The 25257-nt window shown below is 62.1% G+C and carries 27 protein-coding genes and 2 pseudogenes; 17 read left to right on the forward strand and 12 right to left on the reverse strand.

Features of this window, described 5'->3' with window-relative positions; translation table 11 throughout:
• Nucleotides 1-21: 21 nt before the first annotated feature.
• Entirely contained in the window at nt 22-171 is a 150-nt protein-coding gene (locus tag KPG66_RS14950; RefSeq protein ID WP_237071313.1) for a hypothetical protein, read from the forward strand.
• Nucleotides 172-194: 23 nt separating this feature from the next.
• Here the strand turns inward: KPG66_RS14950 and KPG66_RS14955 are convergent, their stop codons facing one another.
• The 6 genes from KPG66_RS14955 to KPG66_RS14980 all read right to left on the reverse strand — a co-directional run bounded on the left by KPG66_RS14955 (nt 195) and on the right by KPG66_RS14980 (nt 5875).
• Nucleotides 195-413 (reverse strand): DUF2795 domain-containing protein, encoded by a 219-nt coding sequence (locus tag KPG66_RS14955; protein ID WP_013428475.1) that lies wholly within the window; start codon nt 411-413, stop codon nt 195-197.
• Nucleotides 414-470: 57 nt separating this feature from the next.
• Nucleotides 471-611, reverse strand: a complete 141-nt coding sequence (locus tag KPG66_RS14960) for a hypothetical protein (protein ID WP_237071314.1) — start codon at nt 609-611, stop codon at nt 471-473.
• Nucleotides 612-708: 97 nt separating this feature from the next.
• Nucleotides 709-2046: a C45 family autoproteolytic acyltransferase/hydolase gene (locus KPG66_RS14965; RefSeq protein ID WP_237071315.1), complete on the reverse strand. Its 1338-nt coding sequence runs from the start codon at nt 2044-2046 to the stop codon at nt 709-711.
• Between the two features lie 75 nt (nt 2047-2121).
• Nucleotides 2122-3876 carry a ClcB-like voltage-gated chloride channel protein gene (locus KPG66_RS14970; protein WP_237071316.1) on the reverse strand — a complete coding sequence of 585 codons (1755 nt, stop codon included), beginning with the start codon at nt 3874-3876 and terminating at the stop codon, nt 2122-2124.
• A complete protein-coding gene (locus tag KPG66_RS14975; protein WP_041754692.1) occupies nt 3873-4634 on the reverse strand; it encodes a glutathione S-transferase in 762 nt (253 codons plus the stop codon). Before KPG66_RS14975 ends, KPG66_RS14970 begins: the two co-directional genes overlap by 4 nt.
• 143 nt (nt 4635-4777) lie before the next feature.
• A complete protein-coding gene (locus KPG66_RS14980; RefSeq protein ID WP_049786574.1) occupies nt 4778-5875 on the reverse strand; it encodes a YeiH family protein in 1098 nt (365 codons plus the stop codon).
• A gap of 110 nt (nt 5876-5985) precedes the next feature.
• Here KPG66_RS14980 and KPG66_RS14985 point away from each other — a divergent pair, with 110 nt between their 5' ends.
• Entirely contained in the window at nt 5986-6867 is an 882-nt protein-coding gene (locus KPG66_RS14985; RefSeq protein ID WP_013428481.1) for a LysR substrate-binding domain-containing protein, read from the forward strand.
• Between the two features lie 135 nt (nt 6868-7002).
• The gene (locus KPG66_RS14990; RefSeq protein WP_013428482.1) at nt 7003-7959 is read left to right on the forward strand and encodes a sugar kinase; all 957 of its coding nucleotides are present in this window, start codon (nt 7003-7005) and stop codon (nt 7957-7959) included.
• Nucleotides 7960-8149: 190 nt separating this feature from the next.
• Here the strand turns inward: KPG66_RS14990 and KPG66_RS14995 are convergent, their stop codons facing one another.
• On the reverse strand, nt 8150-8797 hold the full coding sequence (locus tag KPG66_RS14995; RefSeq protein ID WP_041754695.1) for a phosphatase PAP2 family protein: 648 nt from the start codon (nt 8795-8797) through the stop codon (nt 8150-8152).
• A 186-nt stretch (nt 8798-8983) separates the two neighbouring features.
• Between KPG66_RS14995 and KPG66_RS15000 the strand changes: the two genes are divergently transcribed.
• Together KPG66_RS15000 and KPG66_RS15005 are read left to right on the forward strand one after the other, a co-directional pair.
• Nucleotides 8984-9349, forward strand: a complete 366-nt coding sequence (locus KPG66_RS15000) for a DUF3022 domain-containing protein (RefSeq protein ID WP_049786515.1) — start codon at nt 8984-8986, stop codon at nt 9347-9349.
• A 37-nt stretch (nt 9350-9386) separates the two neighbouring features.
• Nucleotides 9387-9565 (forward strand): annotated as a pseudogene (locus tag KPG66_RS15005) (saccharopine dehydrogenase family protein); the annotation flags it as partial.
• Here KPG66_RS15005 and KPG66_RS15010 read toward each other — a convergent pair.
• The 3 genes from KPG66_RS15010 to KPG66_RS15020 all read right to left on the reverse strand — a co-directional run bounded on the left by KPG66_RS15010 (nt 9552) and on the right by KPG66_RS15020 (nt 11027).
• The gene (locus KPG66_RS15010) at nt 9552-10190 is read right to left on the reverse strand and encodes an AAA family ATPase (protein WP_237071317.1); all 639 of its coding nucleotides are present in this window, start codon (nt 10188-10190) and stop codon (nt 9552-9554) included. The pseudogene KPG66_RS15005 and the gene KPG66_RS15010 overlap by 14 nt on opposite strands.
• A gap of 82 nt (nt 10191-10272) precedes the next feature.
• Nucleotides 10273-10401: a cytochrome bd-I oxidase subunit CydX gene (cydX, locus tag KPG66_RS15015; RefSeq protein WP_237071318.1), complete on the reverse strand. Its 129-nt coding sequence runs from the start codon at nt 10399-10401 to the stop codon at nt 10273-10275.
• Nucleotides 10402-10541: 140 nt separating this feature from the next.
• A complete protein-coding gene (locus KPG66_RS15020; protein WP_041754698.1) occupies nt 10542-11027 on the reverse strand; it encodes a universal stress protein in 486 nt (161 codons plus the stop codon).
• 292 nt (nt 11028-11319) lie between these two features.
• Between KPG66_RS15020 and KPG66_RS15025 the strand changes: the two genes are divergently transcribed.
• The 3 genes from KPG66_RS15025 (at nt 11320) to KPG66_RS15035 (ending at nt 13642) form a co-directional block, all read left to right on the forward strand.
• Nucleotides 11320-11499, forward strand: a complete 180-nt coding sequence (locus KPG66_RS15025) for a hypothetical protein (protein WP_237071319.1) — start codon at nt 11320-11322, stop codon at nt 11497-11499.
• Nucleotides 11500-11586: 87 nt separating this feature from the next.
• Nucleotides 11587-12216 (forward strand): GTP cyclohydrolase II, encoded by a 630-nt coding sequence (gene ribA, locus KPG66_RS15030; RefSeq protein ID WP_013428490.1) that lies wholly within the window; start codon nt 11587-11589, stop codon nt 12214-12216.
• A 292-nt stretch (nt 12217-12508) separates the two neighbouring features.
• Nucleotides 12509-13642, forward strand: a complete 1134-nt coding sequence (locus KPG66_RS15035) for a hypothetical protein (RefSeq protein WP_013428491.1) — start codon at nt 12509-12511, stop codon at nt 13640-13642.
• Nucleotides 13643-13934: 292 nt separating this feature from the next.
• Here KPG66_RS15035 and KPG66_RS15040 read toward each other — a convergent pair whose 3' ends face one another.
• On the reverse strand, nt 13935-14549 hold the full coding sequence (locus KPG66_RS15040) for an OmpW/AlkL family protein (RefSeq protein WP_237071320.1): 615 nt from the start codon (nt 14547-14549) through the stop codon (nt 13935-13937).
• A 423-nt stretch (nt 14550-14972) separates the two neighbouring features.
• Nucleotides 14973-15860, reverse strand: a complete 888-nt coding sequence (locus tag KPG66_RS15045) for a LysR substrate-binding domain-containing protein (RefSeq protein WP_041754700.1) — start codon at nt 15858-15860, stop codon at nt 14973-14975.
• A gap of 200 nt (nt 15861-16060) precedes the next feature.
• Between KPG66_RS15045 and KPG66_RS15050 the strand changes: the two genes are divergently transcribed.
• The 9 genes and pseudogenes from KPG66_RS15050 to KPG66_RS15090 all read left to right on the forward strand — a co-directional run.
• A complete protein-coding gene (locus KPG66_RS15050; protein ID WP_013428495.1) occupies nt 16061-16816 on the forward strand; it encodes a sulfite exporter TauE/SafE family protein in 756 nt (251 codons plus the stop codon).
• 77 nt (nt 16817-16893) lie between these two features.
• On the forward strand, nt 16894-18456 hold the full coding sequence (locus KPG66_RS15055; RefSeq protein ID WP_237071321.1) for a 4-hydroxyphenylacetate 3-hydroxylase family protein: 1563 nt from the start codon (nt 16894-16896) through the stop codon (nt 18454-18456).
• Nucleotides 18457-18467: 11 nt separating this feature from the next.
• The gene (locus tag KPG66_RS15060) at nt 18468-19544 is read left to right on the forward strand and encodes an aromatic ring-hydroxylating dioxygenase subunit alpha (RefSeq protein ID WP_237071322.1); all 1077 of its coding nucleotides are present in this window, start codon (nt 18468-18470) and stop codon (nt 19542-19544) included.
• The gene (locus KPG66_RS15065) at nt 19537-20943 is read left to right on the forward strand and encodes a diaminobutyrate--2-oxoglutarate transaminase family protein (RefSeq protein WP_237071323.1); all 1407 of its coding nucleotides are present in this window, start codon (nt 19537-19539) and stop codon (nt 20941-20943) included. The genes KPG66_RS15060 and KPG66_RS15065 overlap by 8 nt, the downstream gene beginning before the upstream one ends.
• The gene (locus tag KPG66_RS15070) at nt 20940-22379 is read left to right on the forward strand and encodes a SidA/IucD/PvdA family monooxygenase (protein ID WP_237071324.1); all 1440 of its coding nucleotides are present in this window, start codon (nt 20940-20942) and stop codon (nt 22377-22379) included. Before KPG66_RS15065 ends, KPG66_RS15070 begins: the two co-directional genes overlap by 4 nt.
• Nucleotides 22339-22986 carry an FMN-binding negative transcriptional regulator gene (locus tag KPG66_RS15075; protein WP_083813560.1) on the forward strand — a complete coding sequence of 216 codons (648 nt, stop codon included), beginning with the start codon at nt 22339-22341 and terminating at the stop codon, nt 22984-22986. The genes KPG66_RS15070 and KPG66_RS15075 overlap by 41 nt, the downstream gene beginning before the upstream one ends.
• Nucleotides 22976-24046 (forward strand): cell division protein ZapE, encoded by a 1071-nt coding sequence (zapE, locus tag KPG66_RS15080; RefSeq protein ID WP_237071325.1) that lies wholly within the window; start codon nt 22976-22978, stop codon nt 24044-24046. The genes KPG66_RS15075 and zapE overlap by 11 nt, the downstream gene beginning before the upstream one ends.
• A 2-nt stretch (nt 24047-24048) precedes the next feature.
• The gene (locus tag KPG66_RS15085) at nt 24049-24438 is read left to right on the forward strand and encodes a tautomerase family protein (protein WP_237071326.1); all 390 of its coding nucleotides are present in this window, start codon (nt 24049-24051) and stop codon (nt 24436-24438) included.
• Nucleotides 24439-24822: 384 nt separating this feature from the next.
• A pseudogene (locus tag KPG66_RS15090) lies at nt 24823-25201 on the forward strand (transposase family protein); the annotation flags it as partial.
• Nucleotides 25202-25257: the final 56 nt, after the last annotated feature.

The raw sequence follows: 25257 nt of genomic DNA on the forward strand, positions 1-25257 counted from the left end.
TAGATACTGGGTCGCATTTTAATGCACTGTCTTGGCCTGGTGGCGCTGTGCGACGGCATCCAGCTCTTCCACGCGTCGGATCCGCACGTGACCGACGAAATGACAGAGAAGGTGCTGGCGGCGTTCTTCAGCGCGGCGGTGTTCGGTCATCGGGCGGCAGGGCCCCGCTGAGTGCGTCGCCGCGCGCATACACGCTAGGCGGATAGGCCGGGGCCCGCGGCACTGCCGATCCAGCGCGCGACCGACTGCGGATCCGGGTAGTCACGCTCGGGCAGCGCCTGCAGCGCGAGCAATACGTCGTTGCTGGCACCCGCCGAGCAGGCAGCAGCCACCAGCGTATCCCGCGTGGCCGGGTAGCGCACGTTGCGCAGCGTCTGGCTGATTTGTTGGTCGATTGGGTCGGTGGTGCTCATTCGTTAGGTCTCCAGATGAGGCAACAGGGGGTAGGCGCATTGGCGATACCGTGCCGCTCATGTTCGGATCTTGACATGCCGCGCGAGCTTGGCGACAGCGTTGGGCACACCGCTGTCGCACGGCACGATGGCGACGAACGGCGTGCTGACAATGGCCGCGGCCAGTGCCGCCATCGGATGTGACACGGACAGATTCATGGCGTCGGGCCTCCACTGAAGCGCAATGGCGATGCTCATGCAACCTGCGTGCCCGTGTTCCTCGAGGGCACGCGCCGCGCTGCGCGCCGGCATGCGGTCAACGGACCGCATCGAACAGCGTCCACGGCTGGGACGCGCGATCGCGCATGTAACCGTTGAGCCAATTCCACTGTGGATGGCGGCACATAAACGCTTGTGCGTCGAACGGCCGGCCGCATGGGTGACCCCAGCGGGCCCACAATTCGAGCCGCACCGCCATGTCGCTGTCGACCACCTTGCCGTCGTTGGCCCCCCACGGATTGAACGGACCCTGAGTGGCGCCGCCAAAGCGTGCGTCGTCCAGTTCCAGATGGCCGCAGAGGGTGCGCGAACTCGGATGATCATCGCGGTCGAGGTACACATCGTAATGGTCGGCGATGATTTCTTTGGCCAGTTCAACATCGATCCGGCCGTGGTGCTTTTCCATCAGTTGCATCCAGCGCAGCCGGCGCGCACCATTGCGCCGCACGTCGTTGTAGTCGTCCCCCTCGCTGACGCATTCCTGGTTGCGGATCTTCAAGTCATTGGCCGTGTTGAAGCCGCTGTAAAAGCCATCCTTGGTGACCTCGAACCCGGAATAATGCAGCCCGAGTTCATAGCGCGCGATTTCGCCGGTTTTGGTGTCGCCAAGCAGCCAGCTGTTCGCGTAGCCGCCGTTGTTGTCGGTCGCGAAGCGCTCGCACCACGAGCCGATGCTATCCGCGTACTGCGTCGCCTTGCGCGAGCGGTAGAACTCCGGCGAGCCGGAGGTGTTGTAGCCGACAAAATTGGAGATCGTCGTCTCGGTCACCATTAGGCCCGCCGACGTGATCCAGAAGTCCGTCAGGCTGGAGATGCAGCCGGGCAGCCCCTGCATTAGGATCCGGTTGCCCTGCTCGGGCACGATATCGAAGATCACGTTGAACGCATCGCCAACCGCATAGCGGTCCCACGAGTTGTGCGCCATCACGATGCGACCATCGCGCGTGGCGCTGCCGGTTGCAATGAACGCACTGCAGTGATGGCCGAGGCGCCCGCGCCATGGCTTGCCGGCAAGCTGTGGCCGTGTTTGGCTGACATGCGTGGGCCACCAGCTTTGCAGCAGGTCCATGTAGCCGTTCCAGGCGAGCACCAGTTCGTAGGGCAGCTGCGCGCCATCGGCAATGCCGCGCATCTCGGCGGTGAACTCGTCATCGACACGGTCGGTGAACTGATCGATTGCAGCGTTCACAAAGGTGTCGAACTCCTCGCCAGTGTCCCACTTGGCCAGGTATTGCGCGGTGCGGATCGCGCTGCTGATCTCGCGGGCGAGTAATTGGCCGTGCTGCAGGCCGCGCTCGTACGGCGCGCCCTCGATATGCACGAAGATCCAGCCGGCCTGGTCGCGCCGCAGTGCAGGAGTCGATTGTTCGGACATGTTGCACCCTCCGAATCCATTGTAGTGAATCCGTTGCGCTTTGCCATCGCGGCGGCGCGCCGCACATGGCGTGGTTCAGTCGCTGGCATTCATCTGGAAGTATGCCTGCAGCAGCGCGGTTTTGTAGACTACGCCTAGCAATTTAGGCGCCTGCGTCGATGCGACGACAGGCAGCCGCTCGCCTTGGAAAGCGAGAAAGTGCTGCAACGCGGCGGCAAGCGGCATGTCCGGTGTCAGCGCGGCGAAATCTCGGCGCAGGTAGTCGCGCGCGCGGCGCTCGCGCGGACCGTGCTTGTCGAGCAGGTCGGAGGTGATGTCCTTTAACGCGACCACGCCCTGGAACCAGCCGGCGGCGTCGACGATATAGATGTACTTGACCGGATACTCGAGAAAGACACGCGTCATGTCCGCCACGCTCGCGTCCAGGCCAAGGACAGTGTCGGCCGGGCGCACCAGTTCGCGCATCTGCGTGGCCTTCAGGCGCAGCCGTTCACGACGTTCGCGGTTGCGCCGCAGCGTGACCTCGTACATTGAGGTCTCGGCCAGGGCCCGCGCGATGAAATAGGCGATCACGCTGGCCAGCATCAACGGCAGCACGACCTGGTAGCTGAGCGTCATCTCGAAGATCATCAGGATCGCCATCAATGGCGCATGGGTCGCTGCCGCGAGGAAAGCGCCCATCCCGACGATCGCATACGCGAGTGGCGCCGACGTGGCGAGCGGCAAGTGCGCATGGGCCGCGAGTCCGTAAATCGCACCAAGCGCCGCGCCGACGAACAGCGTTGGCGTGAAAATACCGCCGACCGCGCCTGAGCCGGCTGTCGCGCAGGTCGCCGCCACCTTGAGCACCAGCACCGCGACGAGCGCTTGCCAGGTCCACGGCTGGTGCAGGATGGCGTTCACCACGCTATAGCCATTGCCCCACACTTGCGGTGCCTGGATCGACAAGGCGCCCACTAACGCGCCGCCCAGCGCGAGCCGCCGGGGCAAGGGCGCTACCCATCGGCCGAACAGCCGGCGCGATGCGCTCAGCAAAAGCAGGAACGCCGGCGCGAGCATCCCGCACAGGATGCCGAGCCCGACGAACCACAGCACTTCGAGGCCGGAGATGGCCGGAAAGGGCGGCATCTCGTAGGGCGCTTGGTAGCCGGACAATGCGCGCATCGTGACATTGGCGACCACGGATGACACGATGATCGGCCCGAAGCTCTCCATCGCGATCGAGCCCAGCACGATTTCGGTGACGAACAGCGCGCCGGCGATCGGAGCGCTGTACGCGGACGTGATGCCGGCCGCGGCGCCGCACGCTACCAGCAAGCGCAGACGTTCGGGGTCGACATGCACGAGGCGGCCGAGCAGCGACGCGCTGAGCGCGGCAAGCTGCACCATCGAGCCCTCGCGGCCGATCGAGCCACCGGAGGCGATCGTGACCAGCGACGAGCCGCTGCGCCACAGGCTTTGTCGCACGGGTACCACCCCTTCGCCGATGGTCATCGCTTCCATATAGTCGGCATGGCCCTTGCCATCGTCGTTGCGCCGGGCCGCCAGCAGTAGCATGCCGGCCACGGCGCCTCCAGCGCTGGGCAGCGCGAGCCGCGCGTACCACGGCAAGTCGCGCGCGATCTGCACCAATCCGCTCGCATTGGGGTCGATGAGCGATTCCAGCCAGTCGATGCCGAGGCGGAACACGAGGGTCGCGGCTGCGCCGACCAAGCCGGCGAGGGTAGCCCACAGCAGCATCGTATGCTTGTCGGACAGCTTGAACAGGCGTTGCGCACGGGTGCGCAGCCTGAGCAAGAAGGCCAGTACGGCGCGGTGACGATGGGTCAACGCGTGTCCAATTCCGCGTAGTGCCGGAACACGCACGACTCGTTGTGCGGGACGCGGCGAGGCGACGCCAGGTACGCGGCGATGCGCGGCCGCGTGCGCACCGCTTCATGTAGCGCCGTGAGCTTCGGATACTGTGTCGCGAAGCGAGCGGTGGCACGCGGAAACGCGTAGTGCAGTCCATCGATGAGTTGGAACATCGACAGGTCTGCGTAGCTCAATGTCGCGCCAACCAAGTGCGTGCATCCCGCGGGATTCTGCTCGAGCACACGCTCGAAATAATGCATGAACTTCGGTATTCGGTTGGCGATGAAATCGGCGGCGCGCTGCCGGGCGGCGTCGCGCTGCTGCTCGAAATACAGCGCGCTGGCGATCGGGTGGTGCGTGTCGTGTGCCTCGGTCACCATGTCGGCAATCGTCAGCTGTAGCCCGTGGACCCAGTGGCGTAGCGCTTCATCGGCGGGCGCCAGGCCGAGCCGGGGCCCTAGGTACAACAGGATGTTAGCGGTCTGCGCGACGAGCGTCGTGCCGTCGCGCAGGAAGGGGGGAGCGAATGGGAGGTAGGGCTCGGTTTGGCTTTGCAGGATCGACATCATCGCGCCGATGCCGTGCTCCGTGCCCTGCGGATTGGCGTCCTCGCGGCGACCGGACGGCGGCAGGCGCGCGACGTCGAGATAATCCGCACCCGCCTCTTCGAGCGCTAGGCGGACGAATTCACCGCGGCCCTGCAAGCCCGGCCAGTAGTACAGTTCGTAGCTCATAATCACAGTGCTGGGACAGTGTGCCGACGGACAGCGGCCGTCGGCAGCCGGTGACCCGGCGTGCAACGGCCGCTGTACCCGCGCGGCGCCGCAAGTCGGGCCGCGCCTGTCGTTACGATACCATTGACTGCCGTATCGCTGCGCTAGCCGAGCCAGCGCTCGACGCCGAGCGTCAGCGCGTAACCCCCGGCGATCAGCCAGAGCTGCAGCAGCGCGCCGGCGATCAGCGCACGCGGCCCGGCCTCGCGAATCTGCGCGACCCGGGTTTCGATTCCGAGCGCGGTCATCGCCATTGTCAGCGCGAAGGTGTCTAGGCTATTGAGGATGTAGGACACGTGCGACGGGATCACGTGCAGCGAGTTCACCAGCACCAGCACGAGAAAGCCGAGCGCGAACCACGGCACGGGCAACTTGCCGCGCCGTGTGCTACTGCCGGCCGGTTGCGCATTGCGCGCGGCCCGGGCGATGAAGCCGGCGACCACGAAAATCGCCGGCACCAGCAGCATTACACGGGTCATCTTGACGATCGTCGCCACGTGTACCGTTTGCGCGTTGATCGCGCTGGCGGCGCCGACCACCTGCGCTACCTCGTGGATGGTGCCGCCGAAGTACAGACCGAGCCCGGTCGCGTCCAAATGAAGCCATCCGGCATTGGCCATCAGTGGATAGACGAACATCGACAGCGTGCCGAACAGCACCACCGTGCCGACCGCCATCGCACTCTTGTGTGGCTTGGATTGCAACGTGGACTCGAACGCGACGACGGCTGCCGCGCCGCAGATCGCGCTGCCCGCGGCTGTGAGCAGCGCGGTGTCCCGGTCTAGCTTCAGCCATCGGGTTCCGACCCACCAGCCAATAGCCAGCGTCGCAGCGACGACCACGACGGACATCGCCAGCCCGGTTAGTCCGACTTGCGCGATTTCCTGCAGACTGACGCGTAGCCCAAAAAATGCGACCGCGATGCGCAGCAGTTTGCGCGCGGAGAAGTTCACGCCGGCGGCCCAACTGTCCGGCATGGCGACGCGCAATGCGTTACCGTACACCGCACCGCACGCAATGCCCACGATCAGCGGACTCATGCCGAGTCTGGCGATGGGCGGCCACGCGGCCAATTGTGTGACTGCAAAGGCAAACAGCGCGACGAACAGCACGCCGTTGAGCAGCCCGCGGCGTGATGCCGCGCCCGCGCCCGCGGGCGTGCCCGGCGACAGCGAGGATGACTTGGAAATGAGGATGGACATGGCGTTCAAGTGACAGGTGACCTCGACAGTCCCATCCTAAATTGGATATATCGTTATGAAAAATCGTCATTTGAAATGTAAACTATCGGCTTAACTGATGGTTTGAATGCATGACCCCTGATCAACTTTTGACCTTTGCCGCCGTCGCGGAACATCAGAACATCAGCCGGGCGGCCGAAGCGGTGCATTTGTCGCAACCCGCGGTGTCCGGTCAGCTGCGGCTGCTGCAAGAGGAATTTGGCGAGTCGTTGTACGTGCGCAACGGCCGCGGCGTGCGGCTCACGGATGCCGGCCGGCAACTGGCCGTCCATGCCGCGCGGCTGCGCGATACGTGGCAACAGGCGCATGCGCTGCGCGACGCGTTGCGGGGTTTGGAGCGTGGCACATTGCGCATCGGGGCCAGCACGACGCCAGCCAGCTATCTGCTGCCGTATCTGGTCGCGCACTTTCACCGCGCCCATCCCGATATCGAGATCCGCACCATCTATGGCAACACGAGCGATGTCTGCCATGCGCTACAGGAGTTGGACATCGCGCTGATTGAAGGCAGTGTGCCCGCTGAGCTACCGGCCGACACGCACGTGCATCCGTGGCACGACGACGAGATTGTCGCGATCGTGCCAGCCGGTCACCCGCTGGCAAGCGATGGAGCCGCACCGTTGTCGCGGATCAGCCAGTTTCCACTGATCTGGCGTGAGTCCGGCTCCGGCGTGCGGCACGAGGTCGAGCGCGCGTTCGCGCGGGCCGGTGCGAGCGCGCGGGCCGCGTTGGAGTTGGCCGGCGTCGAGGGGGTGAAGGAGGCGGTGCGCGCCGGCATGGGCGTGGGTTTCGTGTCGGCGATGGCGATGCGGCATGAGGATGCGCGCCTGATCAGCGTGTCGCTGGCGCCGCAACCGCTGACGCGGCGTTTCTCGATCCTGGTCATGCACGGTTCGGCGGCGTCGCGCGCGGCGCTCAAATTCCTGGCCCTATGCGGCATCGACTCGGGATAGTCTCTATGGCGTGATGTGCAGCCTGTGCGGACCATTTCTGCCTCAATGAGGCACAGACCTCGCGCCTTTTGGGTGTGGACTGGGAACCGGTTCCCCGACATAGATTAAGACTGCACTGGCAGTCGAGGACGAACGATGATCGAAACCCTGTTGCCGCTGGATGTGGTGACCTACGGCGAAGCGATGGCGCTGTTCGTGGCGACTGAGCGTGCTCATGACCTTGCCCACGTCAGGCATTTCACCAAACGCATCGCCGGCGCGGACCTGAACGTCGCCACTGGGCTCGCGCGGCTCGGTTTCCGTGTTGGCTGGATCAGCCGCGTCGGCGCGGATTCATTTGGTCGCTATGTACTGGACGTATTGGCCGAAGAGGGGATCGATGCAACGCATGTGACGGTCGATCCGCGCTATCCGACCGGCTTCCAACTGAAAAGCCGCGCCGATGACGGCCGCGATCCGCAAGTAGAGCATTTTCGTCGTGGCTCGGCGGCAAGCCACCTGTCGCTCGACGACTATGCGGCCGATTACGTGCTCGGCGCGCGGCACCTGCACTTGACCGGCGTCGCCGCGGCCATCTCGGAGAGCTCCCGCGAGTTGGCATTCAAATTGGCTCGCGAAATGCGCGGGGCCGGCAAGACAGTGTCGTTCGACCCGAATCTGCGTCCGACGCTATGGCCATCGCGCGAAGCGATGGTCGAGCAGATTAATGCGTTGGCGGCGCTCGCCGATTGGGTGTTGCCGGGCGTGGCGGAGGGCGCGGTGTTGACCGGCAGCGGCGATCCGGCCGCGATCGCGCGCTTCTACATCGAGCGGGGCGCGCGTGGCGTGGTGGTCAAGCTGGGGGCGCACGGCGCGTACTATCGGCACGGCGATGATGAGGGCATCGTGCCGGGTGTTTACGTCGAGCGGGTGGTGGACACGGTCGGCGCCGGCGATGGCTTTGCGGTCGGCGTGATCAGTGCGCTGCTGCAGGGGCGCACGGTCCGGCACGCAGTCGAGCGCGGCAATCGAATCGGTGCGTTGGCGATCCAGGTCATCGGCGACAGCGAAGGCTTGCCTACACGGGCGGCGCTGGATGCGCTTGAGCAGTGAGTGTCATCGTGCGCGATCGGTGTACAGGAATCGGTCCCGTGTCCGTTGCGCGATGGCGAGTGGCCTGCCGTGCTCGTTGACCGCACCCTTGACGGGCAGCCGGGCGACACGGTTGGCTTGGACAATAGGCAGGCGACAGGCAGGTGATAGGCAAGCGACGCGCGTCGACACAGCAGTGCTGACGGCCGTCCTACGCGACCGCCCAGCCGCGCCGGATCAGCGCCGCGCACAGGAACCGATAGGGCGGCTCACTGCGGCGCAACAGTGGCGGCACGACCCGGGGTGCGAGACGGTGAGCGAGCACGGCGCACGCCATGCCGAGCAGCATGCCGCAGCCGACATCCAGCGGGAAGTGGATGCCCGCATAAATGCGGGCCCAGCCGACCAGCAGCCCGGCCAACGCCAGGGCCGCTCCGGCCACCCGAGTGCCGGCGTGCAGCAGTAGGCTGCAGGCGACTGAAAAGGCGAGCGTGGTATGGTCGCTGGGCAGCGATGCGTCGTCGATGTGAGCAATCCATGCGTGTCCCAGGCCGATCGCGAACGGCCGGGGGTGGGGCCACATTGCCCCGATGATCTGGGCGATTCCAACGCCGAGCGCGGCGGCCAGGGCGGCTTCGACGAAATGGCCGCGGCATGCTTGTGAGCGGCCGGCGGCAGGGGTGGGGACCCCCACGTGTGTTGGACGCGTGCGGCTCGGCACGCGCAACCAGCCGGCGACGAGCGTCGCCGGCATGGCCCAGATCAGCGCATTCGCGCAAAATGACATCAACGCGTGCATCGCCGGCGACGGCGCGCTTGCGTTGAGTAACAGGAACAGCGTTTGATTCAAGGATTCCATCGATGGGGGCGGCACGATTTCAGAAATGACGAACGCCCAAGGATATCGCAGCCACCTTAACGTGCGCTTAGCGCTGCGGCCACGGCAAGCTTGTCGCGGCGGCGGACTTCATAGGGCCGATACCTTCCCGACTTGCATGCGCGGCCCGTTATGATAGCCTCGGCACTCTTTCGAGGCTCCCCATCCATGGCCCGTCCGCCTTTTCTTTTTAATGATCCGCTGCGCGAGCACCTTGCCCGCGTCGTCAGCGACCTGTTGCCGGAAACCGCCCATTTCACCGATACGCAGACCGAGGCCGGCCATCCGGCGCTGCGCATCGACTGGACAGTCTCGCCCTTTTCGCGGCGGCACTCGAAGGTCATGCTCGATGTGGTGTTCGTCGATTCGAGTCTGGCGCGCTATGCGGCCGCGCCGCCCAACGAGCGCGCTCGGGCCGAAGCCGTGCTGCGCGCCTACTTAGAGGCGGTGATCGGTTCGATGGAAGAGCAGTACGCGCTGGGCAAGGAGATCGAGCCGGTGTCTGAGGTCGAGCTCGGGCGCGAGTTCGCATGACACGCGCGTTGCGGCCAGGCGCACGCCATGCCATACCAGTGCGATCGAGCTGACGAGCGCCGGTGCAGTCTGTGCGGTCGTGGCGCTGTTTCGTGAAGGCAGGTTGCCACAAAGCCGCTTTATCCGGCAGAAGCAGGTCGAGCTCGATGCCTTCTGGAGAATTGCTTTGGCCGCCTATACACGGGACAGCCGAAGCGGGAACTCATCCTGGCTTGAACGGCGGCCTGTTGGCAGCGGGGGCGGCGGGCGCAGCGGGACGGGCCGGCGCGAGGAGCCGATCTCGCAGCGCACGCCGGTCTGCGTCGCGTGGCGCGCTGTTGTCGAAAATCAGCAGTTGGGGGTAGTCGGCCGGATCGGGCTCGAAACATCGTTGGCGGTAGGTTTCCCAATGCGCGAGCTTGTACGCGTCATGAACGTTCGCGCGCCGCACGATGCGCTCGTGCGCGATATGTTCCGGCACACTGACCCAGACCCAGTGCACGTCGACATGCGCTGGCACGCGCAGCCATTCGCGATCGAAGATCCGCCGGTCACGCACCTCCCGTGATAGAGGGCCGACGACAACTGCGCTGATGCCCAGCGACACGTTTTCGCGCGCGGTGTCGAGCAGCCCCTCGTATTCAGGGTCACGCAATGTCTGTAGATAGACTGGGCTGTCGCGGTCGTTCGGGTCGTGCGTGAGGGCCTGCATCGCGGCTGCGCTGTAGCGGCCGTACAGCGTGTCCTTGTCGAGTAGGCACAGCGGCTCACGCGTGGCCTCGAGCAACGCCGGGACCAGTTGCTTGGCCAGCGTGGTTTTGCCGGTGCCGGCGTGCCCGCAAAAGAAAAGTAATCGTGTCATCGTCGTGGCCGCCCGCAGCCCGCCCGGTGCAGCGCGACCAGGGCACGCGCGGGGCGGCTCATGCGGACCAGTCGCGCCAACGTCAGGCGCGACCGTCCAGCGAGTCGGATCGCATCCGCGCCAGGTTTCCTTCGTTTTCCAGCCACATCGCGTTGATCACGCCGAAGCCCAGCGCCACGCCGATACCTAGTATCCAGCAGAAGTACCACATTGCGGTTTCCTCCATTGGGTTGGATGCTGCCTCGTGGCCGGCCGCAGCGGCACGCAACCGTACCCGATAAAGTCATAATGACCGCGTAAGCGTGCGCACGCAAGCATCACGATGCGCGATGCGTGGTGCAGTGCGCGGCGTTAACCGTTCGCGATGCTCGACGGCGCCGCTTGCGGCGCGTGACTTGCCGAGGGAATCAGCAACACCGGTCGCTGCGCGAGCCGCAGCGTCTGTTCCGCCACGCTACCCAGCACCAGTCGGCGCACGCCGCGCCGTCCATGGGTACCGAGCACGAGCAGATCCGCGTTGAACGCTTGCGCCGCCCGCACGATACACTCGGCAATCCCTTCGAGGGACGATGTCGTCAATATCTGCGGCGTGCCGGCGATGCCTCGAGCACGCATCGCGTCAGCTGCCTCGTCGATCACCCGTTGGCCTTCCTCGGTCTGCGCGCGCACGACGATGGACGGATCGTAGCCGGGCACCGAATAGTAGAGCGGGACGTCGTCGATGATGAAGACCGGCTGAAGCTGCGCGCCCTCGGACGCTGCAAGATCGAGCGCGGCGTTGAGTGCATGGCGTGAGGTGTGGCTGCCGTCGATGGCCACGAGGATGCGGTGGTACATGCTGGCGTTCTCCTGGTGTGATGGACCATTTGTGCGCCCGGGCGCGCGCACGCACCCTTGCATTATCGTCGCAAAGGAGCGCGCGCGCAGCGTATGCCGCTCCAGGGGCTGAGAAATGGCTGCATATGGACCAGACTGCCCGTGTGCACGCGCAGCGGCTCCGGCGTCCGGGCTGGCGCGCCTTCGCACCTGGGGTAGCCACATCGAGGCTCGCCGTGCCAGGACTTGCGCCGGCTTGCGCGTTGGCGTGGTCCGCATCGTGCAAGCCGGCGGCCGCATGCGGCAGCGAGAAATGGACAAGCAAAAAGTCGCGCGCGACATCGTCCGGCAATACCGCTTTCGGGCAAAAGCGGCGTGCGTCAATGTGAACGGTAACGCGGTGCCCACCGGCAGGTTGTCGGCTGTCAATGGCGTGCAATTATCGCCCGCGCGTGGCGCAATGCGAGTGCAGACCAGCGCCTGCAGCCGGTAACCAGCGCGCGCAGGCGGCAGCCGACGCCACGACGCGGTAGACTTGCATCCGAAGCCCCTGTGGCGGTGCGAATGATTTGAGGTTACGATGCAGCAACAACATTTTGACGAGGCCAGCGAATGCGCGGCACACATTGCCAGCGCGACGCTGCCGACCCGCTATGGGATTTTTGCGTCCCACGTGTTTCGCGTCAGGGGCGATGGCACGGAGCACCTGGCATTGGTCATGGGGGAGGTGCGCGCGCGCGAGGCGGTGCTCACACGGCTGCATTCGGAGTGTCTGACCGGCGACGTGCTCGGCTCGTTCCGCTGCGATTGCGGCGAGCAGTTGGACGCGGCGCTGCGCCAGATCGCGGCTGAGGCGGCAGGCGTGCTGCTGTACCTGCGCGGACACGAAGGACGCGGCATCGGATTGTCGAACAAGATCCTCGCGTACGCATTGCAGGAGCAGGGCCGCGACACGGTCGATGCAAACCGGGACCTCGGGCTGCCCGATGATGCGCGCGAATACGATTCAGCCGCGAGCATCCTGCGCTGGCTCGGCGTGTCGTCGGTACGATTGATGAGCAACAATCCGGACAAGTTCGACACGCTACGGCGTCATGGTATTCCCGTGCATGACCGCGTCGACCTCGCCATCCCAATGCGCGAGGAAAATGAACGCTATATCTGGACCAAGCGCAAGCGCTTTGGCCACTATTTCAGCGAGAACGAATAGTGTACGAGTTGGTTCTGCGAGGCGCCCATCTGTCGATATTGGCAGGCACTTCAAAGGAAGTTCTGGCCGAAATTGGAAAACCGCTTGCCGGCCGCGTGTGAAAGCGGCCTGCGTTAGCAGGCGTGCGCCGCTGGAATAAGGCTTGATTTCGTCCTCTATGTACATATCATGTGCCTGTAGTATTGGAAGCGACGTTGGGATTGTTGTTGGGCGCAGGCGCAGAGAGTAAGAAGCTGCCGCGCTCGTAAGCAGGAAAACAAGGCAGGGAAATCGTTGTTCAGACCGGCACGCCATGACCATGCTTGACGAGGTGTCCGCACTGTCAAGCCCCGGCTCGCTGCTGTCGCCACACGCCCACGTGGTGGCTCCGTATGACCTAGAGGTGACCGGCAAACGGGCGCATGGCTATCGGCCGTTGTCGACGGTGAGCTGGATCCGCAATGCGAATGCGGCGCCCTTCACGATTGACTATCGCCAGCAAACGCATTTGCATCTGATCAATGGCATGGGCGTCACGCTCGGCGACTCGATTATTGGTTTGAGCGCGCTAGATGCAATCCGACGTCTGCATCCGTCGTTGTCGGTGACGATCTATCGGCCCGCCCATGCGCCGGATTACGTGAAGCAACTGTATGCATTGGCGGCACCCCGCTTCGGCGGCATGATCGACTTGCCGGTGCCGCTCGACTCGATTCCGGCAACCGAGCTTGCCATCGACGTTGGCAACCATCTTTTCTGGCCGGGCTTCGCGACCCTACCAATGATCGATTTTTTCCTGTGCGCGCTCGGCATGGCGCCCCACACCGTGCCCGCGCGGTACAAGGCGAACGAATGGCTCACCACACTAACATTACCAGCTCCCGGCGGGGCGTGGCGTGCGCGTGGCTACACGTTGCTTTGTTCGGAGGCGAGCACGCCGGTGCGCAGTATCCCGGCCGCCGTGCGCGTGTCGATCGTCGATGAGATGTGGCGCACCTTTGGCTTGCCGGTGCTGGGCTTCGGCACGCTGGAGCACGATCACTATACGGATATTGCCGCACTGTCGCCCGATACCGCGAGCTTTCTAAGTTGGATCGCCCATGCCCGCCACGTGGTGACGTCCGACACGGCCGCGGTACACGTGGCGGCAGGCTTTGGCGTGCCAAGTACTGCGTATTTCACGACGATTGCACCGGCGCTACGCGTGCGCGACTATCCATACTGCGAGGCGTTCGCACTGGACGTGCCGGAATTGGACGAGATGCATGCGAGCGGGCGGGAGGCCGACTTGCGTCGGGTCGAGCGCGCATACCAAGAATGGCATGCGGCCCGCGGCAACTGGTTGCCACCCCGTGATTGCGCGCCGGGGCAATCGGTGCTGAGCCAATTGATGACGAGCCAACCGAAACTGACCCTGCCGGAAATGACGCCGAGCGGGCTCGGCTAGCCGGCGACGTCGGTCCGCAACCCATAGTCGCGCGTGAGTCGATACAGCGAGACCGAGTTGGCCGCCAGGTGGGCCGCACGATGGACGCGATCACGCTGGCGGTGTAAACGTCTGCTTGTTGCTGTAAGCCTTCGCGCCGGAAAGCCATCAAAGCGCTCCAAGCTGGTATGCGTTCTTGGCGGCCTGGTCAGCCGGGAAGCCGCGTCGATCGGCGGTTGTGCTGCGGGCCACCGCACGACAGGCTGGCAGCACACGCTCGGCGCGAACGCCGGCTGCGCGTGGCGCGAGCGTATCAGAAGCGCATCCCGACGCCGATGCCCGCCACCAGCGGGTCGATCTTCAATGAGCCAAGCTGCGTGTCGCCGATCGATGCGCTGGTGCGCATCCAGATCTTCTTGATATCGGCGTTGACGAAGACGCGCTTGGTCACTTGCACGTCCACGCCAGCCTGCAGCGCCGGGCCGAAACTGGAATGCTTGATTGACACCGGCGTGTCGCCCGCATGCAGCCCATCATTATAGAAATAGGTGTAGTTCAACCCGGCACCCACATACGGGCGGATCGTGCCGGCTGGATTGAAGTGATATTGCAACAACAACGTAGGCGGCAGCACGTTGACACCACCCAATGCGCCGATGTTGGACGTGACCTGGTGCCGCGATGTCCCAAGGATCAACTCGATGCCGATGTTGCGTGTCGCCATGTACGTAAAATCGAGTTCCGGAACGATCGCATTGTTGATCCCGGTGCCAAGTTGGCCGAGTGTGCCACCGGCCGACACGTCGGGTTGAATGCTGATAGCGCGCAAGCGGGCCAGGATATCACCCTGCTCGGCATGGACGGGCGCCGCGAATACAACGGGCGCCGCGAGCAGCAGGCCGGCTGCGATACGATAAAATGCGTTCATGGTGTAGTCCTCTTGTGCAATGTTGTGGGTGGGCCATGCATATTGTCGAACGCACGTTCACACCCTGTATTGACGTGAGTCAATACCCGTGCTCTTGCTGGGGGATGGGCCGCCGCGAGTCGGGATCGGTGCGGGAAGCGGCTACGTCAAAGTTGCGCGTGCAACCAGCGTGGCGGCGTGAGCGTCGATTGCGCCACGGTCGCCGGCACACTTCGCTTGCTTGCTGGCGGGCGCCCATCTGACGGATGAGTGCGACGCCCGGCAGTCCTTGCGCACACGACTAGCCTTGAGGCTTACTTATCGATGCGTTGCCGCGCACCGGAAACGGCAAGCTCAAACGGTTCGCGTTGCTGCGGGGGGCCGGATGACGCCAAGCGGGCAGTGCCACGCCATGGGCGTGGACCGCGCCGGCGATGACCGTACTCAGTTTTTCCCCATGGTTGCCGCCACGAACGCTTGGACGAGTGCGGATGCATTGCTCCGATACAGCATCGCAACGGCAGTGGTATTGCCGGTGCCGGCCAGCCGAATGAAGCGCACGCCTGCCGGCGCGATCAAGCGCATGCTTTCCGCAACCAGTGATACGCCGAAACCCGCTTCGATCAGACTCAGTTGCGTGGTCTTGCGTGACGTTACGCGAGCCGAACGCGGAAAATAGCCGTTTTTCATGCACAATTCCGCGACACGAAAACTGAGCCCGCCTCGTTCGTGATGCGGCAGTGACACGAACGGCTCCTCGCGTAGCTCGGCAATCGAGACTGCTTCGCGTCCCGCAAGCGGATGCGTGGCACTGACGGCAAGCATCAGTGGCTCCGAATAAAGCTCGTCAGCACGCACACCGGGATATTCCAGGTGAACGGGCAGTCGTACAAAGCCGACATCGTTCACGCCTTGCTCGATACTCGCCATCTGCTCCTCGGACGGCATTTGGGACACCTGCGCTGAAACGTGCTCGTTGGCGTCAAGATAGCATCGAACGCGTTCCAGCAAGGGTCCAGCAAATGGCACCGAGCTTGAATGAACCAGGCGGATGATGCCTTGCTCGCCACGATTCGCATGACGCGTCTGCACAAGCGTTTCATTGAGGTTGAACAGTAGACGCTTGGCGCCATCATACAGCGCCTTCCCAGCCCGGGTCAGTTCAACCCGGCGCGCACCGCGCACGAGTAACTGCACTTGTGCCGTTGCCTCTAGCTCCTTGATCTGCCTGCTCAATGCGGATTGCGCGATGAAAAGCCGCTCGGCGGCAAGACTGTAGCTGCCCGCCTCGACAATTTCCACAAAGTAACGCAGTTGCCGTAGCGACATCATGCTCCATGCCTCATTGAGATAGCACTTTGCCAAAATTATATTGGTTGGCCCAAATTTAGCGCGATATATTGCCTGCGGATTTGGCGGTTAGGCTAAATAAATGGGCTGATAAATAAGGGACATAACATATTCTGTGGTTTTCCCCTATTTCTAGTGACTGGTGGATAACACCAAAATAGCAATAAATCAAGGGGCCGCAATTGATATTCGATCTGACTGTAACGCATGTGTTCATCGTATGGTTAGGGATCGCATTAGCGTACGTCGTGTTTGGCATGACTGGATTTGGCACGGCACTGGTGGCCAGTCCGCTGTTGGCTCAGTTCATACCGGTATCGCACATCGTCCCGCTGCTCGCATTGCTGGATTTTTGTGCGGCCACCACGAATGTGGTGCGAGACGGCAGAAAAGCCGAGCTTGGCGAATTGAAGCGACTGGTTCCTTTGATGGTTGCCGGCAGCGGAATGGGTGCGGTGATTTTGTTGGCGACGAAACCGGATTTGCTGTTGTTGCTACTTGGGATTTTTGTGATCGGTTACGCGGCATACTCGCTAAGTGGCTATCGGCCAATGACCCAATTGAGTTCATGGTCGTCGGTGCCTTTCGGCCTTGTGGGTGGCATCTTCAGCGCGTTATTTGGTAGTGGCGGTTTTATTTATGCGATTTACCTGCAGGGCAGGCTTGAAAACAAGGAGCATATCCGCATCACGCAAACCACGCTGATTGGATTGTCGACGCTCACCAGGCTGGTGATGTTTCTGGTGGCCGGCGTCTACGCCAACCGCAGCCTGCTGCTGCTCGCGGTGCTGCTCGCGCCAGGCATGCTGGCTGGCGTGTGGATGGGACGCCGCATCACGCTGAAGCTCTCGCGTGAGCAATTCGTCAAGCTGGTGAATAGCGTCATTCTTGTATCCGGCGTGTTTTTGCTGGTGCGGTATTTTTCGTCAATTTCATAGGCTATACCCGGCCGGATCGGGCGGTTCCATAGCGCTGTAGGCAGTCGCGGTTAGACTCAACGTTACCAGGAGTATTCATGACTCAAAGCACATCCGCGGCATTGAAGTTGAAAGCCGCAGAGAAGGACGAAATGTTGACGGCTGACGAGTATCTTGCCAGTCTCGACGACGGCCGTGAAGTGTTCATCTATGGTGAAAAGGTTCGATCCGTCACGCAGCACGTGGCGTTTCGCAATAGTGCGAGATCAATCGCTCGGTTATACGATGCGCTGCATGCACCGGCGTTCCGAGACACCATGACGACACTGGATCCGGCCGGTTATCGCACGCATCGCTATTTCACCCCAGCGCGTTCGGCCGACGACTTGCTGCGGGCCCGCGCCGCAATCGCACACTGGTCGCGGCTGTCATATGGCTTCATGGGGCGCACGCCCGACTATAAGGCGGGCTTTACCGCAACGTTGCTGTCCGATCCTGACTTCTATGATCCGTTCCGCGATAATGCGATCCGCTGGTATCACGAGACGGCGCGCAAGGTGCTGTTTATGAATCATGTCCTGGTGAATCCACCGGTGGGCCGGGCCAAGGCGATTGACAGCATGCGTGATGTCTATCTGCATGTGGAAAAAGAGCGTGACGACGGTATTGTCGTGCGTGGCGCCAAGATGGTGGCGACTAGTGCGGCGATATCGAATGCCACGTTCGTAGCACAGAACAGTGCAACGCAGTACCAGCAGGGTCGGGAGGAGGATTTTGCGCTGTGCTTCATTTTGCCAATGGGCACGCCAAACTTGAAGATTGTTTGTCGGCGCTCATACGAAGCTTCGTCGTTAAGTCCGTTTGACAATCCGTTGTCCAGCCGTTTTGACGAGAATGACTCGGTGCTGATTTTCGATGGCGTGTTCGTGCCATGGGAAAACGTGTTGATCTACCGGGACATACCGAAGGCGCGCAGTTTCTATTCGGCCTCGGGATTCCTGAATCGTTATCCGTTGCAATCCGGCACGCGGCTCGCGGTCAAATTAGATTTCCTATGCGGCGCGTTGATTAAGCTGCTCGAATCGAACGGCAGCTACGAATTCAGGGGCGTGCGCACGAAGGTGGCCGATGTAGTCGGCTGGCGCAACGCGATGTGGGCGATGACCGAAGCGATGTGCATGGCGCCGCAAAAGCGCAGCGACGGTTCTGTCGTACCGCGGCTCGAAGCGGCGGCGACAGTGCGGCACTTCGGCGCGCAGGTGATGACCCACATCAAGCCGATTTTCGACACGATTCTCGGTGGCTCGCTAATCATGCAGGTGGCCAGTTTCGCGGACATGCGCAATCCAGAATTGCGTGGGCTCATCGATACGTACTTTCAAGGTACCGATTCGAGCGCACAGGAGCGGCTCAAGCTTGTGAAGTTGCTGTGGGACGCGATCGGCAGCGAGTTTGGCGGCCGGCATGAGCTTTACGAGTACAACTATGCGGGTAACCATGAGCAGGTACGGCTAGACATGCTGAACCATTCCACCGCATGTGGCGCGATCGACCAATGTAAGTCGCTCGTCGAGCAGTGTCTTGCCGATTACGACCTCGATGGCTGGCACGATCCGTCGTGGCAGTTTGACGGCCAGCGTGAAGTCCACCCGTTTGCGTGATGAGGCGAATAATGATCTATTCTGGAAAGTGGGACCGGGATGCACTCGACTACCGGGCACTGCGCGACCAATGGCACGTGGTCGCCCGCTCGGACGATGTGGCACGCGATATGCCGCTCGCTGTGCGCTTGCTGGGTGAGGACTTGGTGCTGTGGCGGGACCATGCCGGCATCAACGCGTGGCTCGATTATTGCGGCCACCGCGGCGCGCGGCTTTCGCTGGGTTGTGTGCGCGATGGGGAAATTGAGTGCCCTTATCATGGATGGCGTTATGCGTCGTCGGGACAATGCACGAAAGTACCTGCGCATCCGGGCCAAACGCCGCCCGCGCAGCGGCTTGTCCGCGTGTACCGTGTCACTGAGCGCTACGGACTAGTCTGGGTCTGTGTCGGACAACCGGTGATCGACGTGCCGCCGTTCCCCGAATGGGATGACGCGAGCTTCCGCAAGGTGTATGCGGGACCTTACCGCTATCGGGCCAACGCATTGCGCTCAGTAGAGAACTTCCTCGATGCTTCGCATTTTCCATTCGTGCATGCGAATCTGAACGGCGATCCAAATTGTCCCGATAAAATTGAGGACTACGAAGTGAAAATGACGAAAAACGGTCTTGAAACATCGGAAATCGAGGTATTTCAGCCGTATGGCGATCACCGTGGGATCCCGGTTACCGCTCGTTATACCTATCACGCTTTTCGGCCCACGACCGCCTATTTCTCGAAGAAGACCGGTGTGACTGAACGCTTTTGCACGTTTTTGAATGCGACGCCCGTTGATGAGGACGAGTGCGTGATACAGCTTATTGTGGCGATTAACTTCGGTGAAAACTTGAGCGACGCACAAATCCTCCAGCGCCAGGACCGGGTGTTTGAACAGGATCGCCACATCGTCGAATCGCAGCGTCCCTATCGACTGCCACTGGACTTGCGCGAAGAGATGCATGTGCGCAGCGACCGCCTCGCGGTGGAGTATCGACGCTGGTTGCGTGCGCTAGGTGAGGCTGCAACAGCGGATTGCGGTGTGCGCCAATCTGCTGGCGCGCAGCAGCATGCCAGCAGTGAGCGTTCAAAGGAGTCGTATCATGCATAAGCAGACGCTGGACGCATTGTCCATGCTCGAGCATCGTGAGTCCAATGCCCGTACGTATGCGCGCTCGATCACTCGCGTCCTCACGCGAGCAGAGCTTGCGACAGTCTACGATAGTGAAGGCCGTCAGTATTTGGACTGCCTCGCGTGCGCCGGCGCGCTGCCGTTGGGACACAATCACCCGTACGTCATGGAACGGGTCAGCCAGTTTCTCGCATCGGGCCATCTCCTACAGGCACTGGACATCGCGACGCCGGCGAAGATTGAATTTGTTGAAGCGTTATATCGCGTATTGCCGCCGCAGTTTGCCAACGATGCCAAGCTTCAGTTTTGTGGGCCGACCGGCTCGGACGCGGTCGAGGCGGCAATCAAGCTATTCAAGACGGTCACGGGCCGTCGGTCGGTACTGGCATTTCATGGCGCGTATCACGGCATGACGATGGGCGCGTTGAGTCTGATGGGCAACCGGGGGCCGAAGGAAAGCGTGGCCGGGGCGATGGCGGAAGTGCATTTTTTGCCTTATCCGAATGCCTATCGATGCCCGTTCGGCGTGGGCGGTGCACAAAGCGATGCGTTGTCGTTGACGTATATCCGCCACCTTCTTGAGGATCCGGAGAGCGGCATCACGAAGCCCGCGCTGATCCTGCTGGAAGCGGTGCAGGGCGAGGGCGGCTGCATTCCGGCCAGTGCCGGCTGGTTGGCCGGATTATCTGAGCTGGCGCTGCGTCATCAGATTCCGCTTGTCATTGATGAGGTGCAGACCGGCTTCGGTCGTACCGGCACAATGTTCGCGCATGAGGTGGCTGGCATCATACCAGACGCGATCGTCATGTCTAAGGCAGTGGGCGGTGGTTTTCCACTGTCCGTGCTTGCCTATCGGCGCTGCTACGACGGTTGGCGACCTGGTGCCCATGCGGGGACGTTTCGCGGCAACCAAATCGCACTGGTCGCGGGTGCAGCCACGCTCGAATTTCTACGTTCGCAGGGCATCGCGCAGCAGGCAGCTGAGCGTGGGGCTAGGCTGCGCGCCGGCCTCGAATCGTTGCAGCGGCGCTACGCGTGTATCGGCGATGTGCGTGGCCGCGGCCTGATGCTCGGCATCGAGATCGTTGATCCGCACGGTCCGCCGGATGCGCGCGGATTACCGCCAGCGGCGGGGGAACTGGCGCGGCGCATCAAGCATGCTTGTCTGGACGAAGGCTTGATCATTGAGACGGGAGGACGTCACGGTGCAGTGCTACGGCTGCTGCCGCCGCTGATCATTACAGAGGCTGAAACGGACGAAATACTCGCTCGTCTCGAACGAGCGTTGTCGACGGTGATCAGCGCGATGGATGCGCCGTTGCTTGCCCCTGCTGGCGTGAGCTGCAACGCTCACAATCCTGTATCGGAGACCTTATGAAAGCAGGACACGACGCCGCCACGGCGCTTGAACCTTGCGTTCACGATGTGATTGGAATCGGCTTTGGCCCCGCCAACATTGCGCTTGCCGTAGCGATCGAGGAGCTGACCGACGGCCTCGACGTTTTGTTTCTCGAAAAGCACGATGCGGCTTACTGGCAGCAGGGCATGCTGTTGGAGGAGTCGGACATTCAGAACCATCCGCTGCGCGATCTAGTCACGCCGCGCAATCCACGCAGTCGCTATTCGTTCACCAATTTCCTGTTTGAGAACGGGCGATTATTCGAGCACTTGAACCTCGGGTTATCGTTTCCATTGCGGATCGAGTATGCGCAGTACGTGCAGTGGGTGGCCAGCTTCTTCGCGCATCAAGTCAGCTATGGCGTGGACGTGACGAGCATCGAGCCGGTCATCGACGCGCGCTCTGGGCTGCTGGATGGCTATGTGGTGCGCGATTGCACCGGCCGCGCATGGCGGGCCCGCTCGGTCGTCGTCGCGCCGGGGCGTACGCCGAACGTGCCGGCGCAGTTCGCCAGCTTGGACGATCCGCGCATTGTCCACTTAAATGACTATCTCTTTGCGCTGCGACGGGTGTGTGACGGCGGCCGCAAGCCGCGAATCGCGGTCATTGGTGGTAGCCAGAGCGCAGTTGAGATTTTGCTGCACGCGTACGGTACCGGCTCGTGTGCTTCGGTTGTCGGTATCACGCGTAACTTTGCATTCCGGCAGAAGGACACGAGCCCATTTTCCGACGAAGTTTATTTTCCTGAGTTTGTCAAAACATTCTTTTTTGCGGATCAAGCAACGCGCAATCGGCTGCGCGCGGAACTGATGCCGACCAATTATGCTTCGGCGGACAAGGACGTACTCGATGCGCTGTACGTCAAGCGCTACGTGAACCGGATATTGGGACGCGAGGGTCTGGCGATACGGACCAATACGTACGTCGACGCGGTGACGGCCACAGCAGAGGGGATTCGCCTGGCGCTCGTCAACTCGGTGAGCGGTGAGCATGCGCTCGACTGCTTCGACCTGGTCGTGCTGGCAACGGGCTTTCTTGACATTGGCGATGGTCCACGGTACGAGCCCTATCCACCGCTGCTGCGGCAGCTGGCGCCGCTGCTCGACTTAAGCCGCGGGCACCTGGACGTGTCGTTCGACTACCGCGTGCATTTCTCGTGTGCCGTGGCGCCGGATGCACCGTTGTATCTAAACGGGCTATGCGAGTCATCCCACGGCATGGGGGACTCTGGTTCGTTCAGTCTGCTGGCGTTGCGCTCCGAGGCCATTGCGCGGTCGCTCTATGCGCAGCTGTCGCGCCCCGCGGCACGTGCCGGCTCGAATACCGTCGCGCCTTCTGCCACGGCCATTACGGCCATCCACGATACGGACAAAAATGGAACCTCTAGCGAATCAACCCGTTTCGTTTCATTATGATGCGTTCCGCTTTACTGATCCGGAGCGGATCGACGCGATCATCGACAGCTTTCCGCTGGCGTTGATTGCCAGTACGGACGCGGGGCTATCTCACGCGAGCCATGTCCCGCTTTTTCGCGAGCGCCAGTCGCGCAATCTATTCGGTCACGTTGATGCGGCAAATCCTCAGTTCTGTGGTGCCAACACGACGCGTGCGCGTATCGTGTTCACCGGACCCGACAGTTATATTCCGCCCGAAGCGTACGTGACACGACAGCTTCCGACGTGGAACTACGTGGCCGTCCATCTGGTGGGCACTGTGCATGTTGTGACCGATCTGGCGCAGAAGATCGAGGTGCTGCGCGAGACAGCGGCCCGCTTGCAGCCCGACGATGCGCGATGGCAGTTCGATGCGAATGATGAACGGGTGGCGCGGTTCGCGCCGGGCGTGCTCGCGTTGCGCGTGCACGTCGAGCATGAGGAGGCGCGCATCAAGCTTTCGCAGGACAAGGGCTTAGAGGACCAGTATGCGGCGCTCGACTGCCTGTTGTCTACGCGCGCGCGTAGTTTGCGGCCGCTGTTGGAGACATTCCTGCCGCCCTGGGAGGAGGCCGCGCATGCTCGATGACGCGCAGGTCGTAACCTCGCTTCGCAGCAGCGGAATCGAGCCGGATGCAAGCCAGCGCCGGGCGATCGAAGCGTTATGCATGCTACTTGTGACACCGGGTCGGCGCTGGTTGGGTGCGCTGCACCGGTTACATGGCGTGTATTGCTATGGTCTACCCGGACGAGGCAAAAGCATGGTCGTCGATGCGGTTTTTCAGCTCGCGCCAGGATCGAAGCGGCGGATTCATTTTCATGAGTTTCTGCGGGACATCCACTGCAGGTTGGTGAAGGCACCGCGCAGCAGCGATCGGCTCGCGGACGTCGCGAAGGCTTGGCTGCATGGCGTCGATCTGCTGTGCTTTGATGAATTTCATGTGCATGACATCGCCGATGCGTTTCTCATTGGGCGCTTTCTGACGACCGCCGTCGCCGAGGGCGTGCGTATCGTGCTTACATCGAACTATGCGCCAGACGATCTGCTGCCGAACCGGGAATACCACGCGCGTTTCGCACCGACGATCGACATGATTAAGCGTCATTTCACGATCGTGCACTTCGATGGACCGCGCGATTATCGGTTCAGTGAGGCGGATACCGCGCAGCCCCGGTTTTTTTCGCCGCTTGCGCTGGCTCGCGAGCCGTTGCGCGCCATTTTCGTCGCTCGAGAAGGCGAAGCTGTGCTGCAACCTGGCGTTGTGGAGTTGGCTGGTCGGCCGTTGCCGGTGAGCGCCGCAGGTGAGTCAACGGTGTGGGTGGATTTCGACGCGCTTTGTATGGCGCAGCGTTCGCATGTCGATTACCTGGCGATGGCTGATCGCTGGCGATGGGTCATCATCGACAACGTCCACGCGACGGCACTGGAAAATCCCGATACATTGCAGCGTCTGGTGTGGTTGATCGACATCCTGTACGACCGCAAGTGCGGTGTCTGTATCGCATCGGACATCGCGATCAGCGATGCGCTCAATGGTCTCGAAGGTGCGCATGATCTATCGAGGACAGTCAGCCGCCTTGCCGAGATGCAGTCTCGTGCCTACGCCTGTTTCACGGAAAATCCACTGATCATTGCTCAGGAAAACTGATTATGCCCCTCATTAAAATCGAAGAGCAGCGGCCGCGCACAGCGGACGAGAAGGCTCGACTCGTCGACTTGCTGTTCAGCGTACTTCGACAAACACTGGGTGTCAGCCCGAACGAATTGCAAGCGAGATACCAGACGTTCAAACCAGAGGATTTTTATCCGCCGGCGGGCACCGGCGAGTATCTAGGGATCGAGATTACGTTGTTCGCTGGACGCTCGCTCGATGTCAAGCGCCGACTTTACGAACGCATTGTCGCGGAGGTTGCGCAGGCGCGCCAGATTGATCCATCCCGCATCCTAGTCCTGTTGCGTGAAGAGCCGCTCGACAACTGGGGATTACATGGCGGCCATGCCGCCACGGACCTGAAGTTCGATTACGCGATTGCGATATGAAATGCGATGAATCCGGCTCGGCGGATTCCGACGCCGGATCGACGCACGTGCCGGCAGAAGACACTTTTCCGTCGGCCGGTATTGCGTTCTGGTGCCAAGGCACCGGCCTGGTCGTGTCCGCCGTCGATCGACGACAGCTCGCCTCCCCGACGTTATGGCGCATGCTGGAGGCAGCGCGGCGATCGCTTCAAGGTGCCGCTTGTGCGGCGGCAGCGCCCGGCTCTGACGGTGGTGACGGGCATGCGTCTGATGAGTCGCCGGTGAGGTCGCGCGACCCATGAGCGGCAACCATTTGCCGGCATGCCGCGCCGGTATGGACACAGCACTCGCTGTTTGTCGCCAACGGCTTTATCCTTTGTCGGTTGCAAAAATGGGATTCTTAAATTACCGCGCTTGATCAAGCCGGACAATGGGAGCGAATTCCTCTCCAAGGTGCTCGACAAGTGGACGAATGAAAACGGCGTCAAGGATCGACTTCTCTCGCCCCGGCAAGCCAACCGATAAAGTGAAGAACGAGTCTTTCAACGGGCGCTTCCAAGAGAAATGCCTGAGCGCGCATGGGTTCTTGTCACTTGAGGACGCCAGGCGCCAAATCGAGGCTTGGCGCTGGTATTATAATGAGGCGTTTTCCCACTGGGTATTGGTATTGCAGAGGATATTGCAGTGGAGGACGCCGTCAGAGTGCGCCCGTCAGTGCGGGCCCCAGGACGATTCTGTCACCCCGAAGCGCTGGAAATTCCACTTGAGAACGGCCTTGATGTGAGGGTAGCCTCACCGATATTCTCGGAGCATCAGAATATCGGGACCTGCTCCGTGATT

Origin of the sequence: Mycetohabitans sp. B2, from assembly GCF_021733735.1 — a bacterium.
GTDB classification, from domain to species: Bacteria; Pseudomonadota; Gammaproteobacteria; order Burkholderiales; family Burkholderiaceae; genus Mycetohabitans; species Mycetohabitans rhizoxinica.

Coding starts and splice junctions, on each gene's coding strand:
- KPG66_RS15060 (WP_237071322.1), top strand. CDS start 18,468: ATGATCTATTCTGGAAAGTGGGACCGGGATGCACTCGACTACCGGGCA.
- KPG66_RS15000 (WP_049786515.1), top strand. CDS start 8,984: ATGGCCCGTCCGCCTTTTCTTTTTAATGATCCGCTGCGCGAGCACCTT.
- cydX (WP_237071318.1), bottom strand. CDS start 10,401: ATGTGGTACTTCTGCTGGATACTAGGTATCGGCGTGGCGCTGGGCTTC.
- KPG66_RS15035 (WP_013428491.1), top strand. CDS start 12,509: ATGACCATGCTTGACGAGGTGTCCGCACTGTCAAGCCCCGGCTCGCTG.
- KPG66_RS14965 (WP_237071315.1), bottom strand. CDS start 2,046: ATGTCCGAACAATCGACTCCTGCACTGCGGCGCGACCAGGCCGGCTGG.
- KPG66_RS15070 (WP_237071324.1), top strand. CDS start 20,940: ATGAAAGCAGGACACGACGCCGCCACGGCGCTTGAACCTTGCGTTCAC.
- KPG66_RS15020 (WP_041754698.1), bottom strand. CDS start 11,027: ATGTACCACCGCATCCTCGTGGCCATCGACGGCAGCCACACCTCACGC.
- ribA (WP_013428490.1), top strand. CDS start 11,587: ATGCAGCAACAACATTTTGACGAGGCCAGCGAATGCGCGGCACACATT.
- KPG66_RS14995 (WP_041754695.1), bottom strand. CDS start 8,797: ATGGAATCCTTGAATCAAACGCTGTTCCTGTTACTCAACGCAAGCGCG.
- KPG66_RS15040 (WP_237071320.1), bottom strand. CDS start 14,549: ATGAACGCATTTTATCGTATCGCAGCCGGCCTGCTGCTCGCGGCGCCC.
- zapE (WP_237071325.1), top strand. CDS start 22,976: ATGCTCGATGACGCGCAGGTCGTAACCTCGCTTCGCAGCAGCGGAATC.
- KPG66_RS14980 (WP_049786574.1), bottom strand. CDS start 5,875: ATGTCCATCCTCATTTCCAAGTCATCCTCGCTGTCGCCGGGCACGCCC.
- KPG66_RS14990 (WP_013428482.1), top strand. CDS start 7,003: ATGATCGAAACCCTGTTGCCGCTGGATGTGGTGACCTACGGCGAAGCG.
- KPG66_RS14950 (WP_237071313.1), top strand. CDS start 22: ATGCACTGTCTTGGCCTGGTGGCGCTGTGCGACGGCATCCAGCTCTTC.
- KPG66_RS14975 (WP_041754692.1), bottom strand. CDS start 4,634: ATGAGCTACGAACTGTACTACTGGCCGGGCTTGCAGGGCCGCGGTGAA.
- KPG66_RS15075 (WP_083813560.1), top strand. CDS start 22,339: ATGGAACCTCTAGCGAATCAACCCGTTTCGTTTCATTATGATGCGTTC.
- KPG66_RS14985 (WP_013428481.1), top strand. CDS start 5,986: ATGACCCCTGATCAACTTTTGACCTTTGCCGCCGTCGCGGAACATCAG.
- KPG66_RS15055 (WP_237071321.1), top strand. CDS start 16,894: ATGACTCAAAGCACATCCGCGGCATTGAAGTTGAAAGCCGCAGAGAAG.
- KPG66_RS15045 (WP_041754700.1), bottom strand. CDS start 15,860: ATGATGTCGCTACGGCAACTGCGTTACTTTGTGGAAATTGTCGAGGCG.
- KPG66_RS14960 (WP_237071314.1), bottom strand. CDS start 611: ATGAATCTGTCCGTGTCACATCCGATGGCGGCACTGGCCGCGGCCATT.
- KPG66_RS14955 (WP_013428475.1), bottom strand. CDS start 413: ATGAGCACCACCGACCCAATCGACCAACAAATCAGCCAGACGCTGCGC.
- KPG66_RS15065 (WP_237071323.1), top strand. CDS start 19,537: ATGCATAAGCAGACGCTGGACGCATTGTCCATGCTCGAGCATCGTGAG.
- KPG66_RS15010 (WP_237071317.1), bottom strand. CDS start 10,190: ATGACACGATTACTTTTCTTTTGCGGGCACGCCGGCACCGGCAAAACC.
- KPG66_RS15085 (WP_237071326.1), top strand. CDS start 24,049: ATGCCCCTCATTAAAATCGAAGAGCAGCGGCCGCGCACAGCGGACGAG.
- KPG66_RS15025 (WP_237071319.1), top strand. CDS start 11,320: ATGGACAAGCAAAAAGTCGCGCGCGACATCGTCCGGCAATACCGCTTT.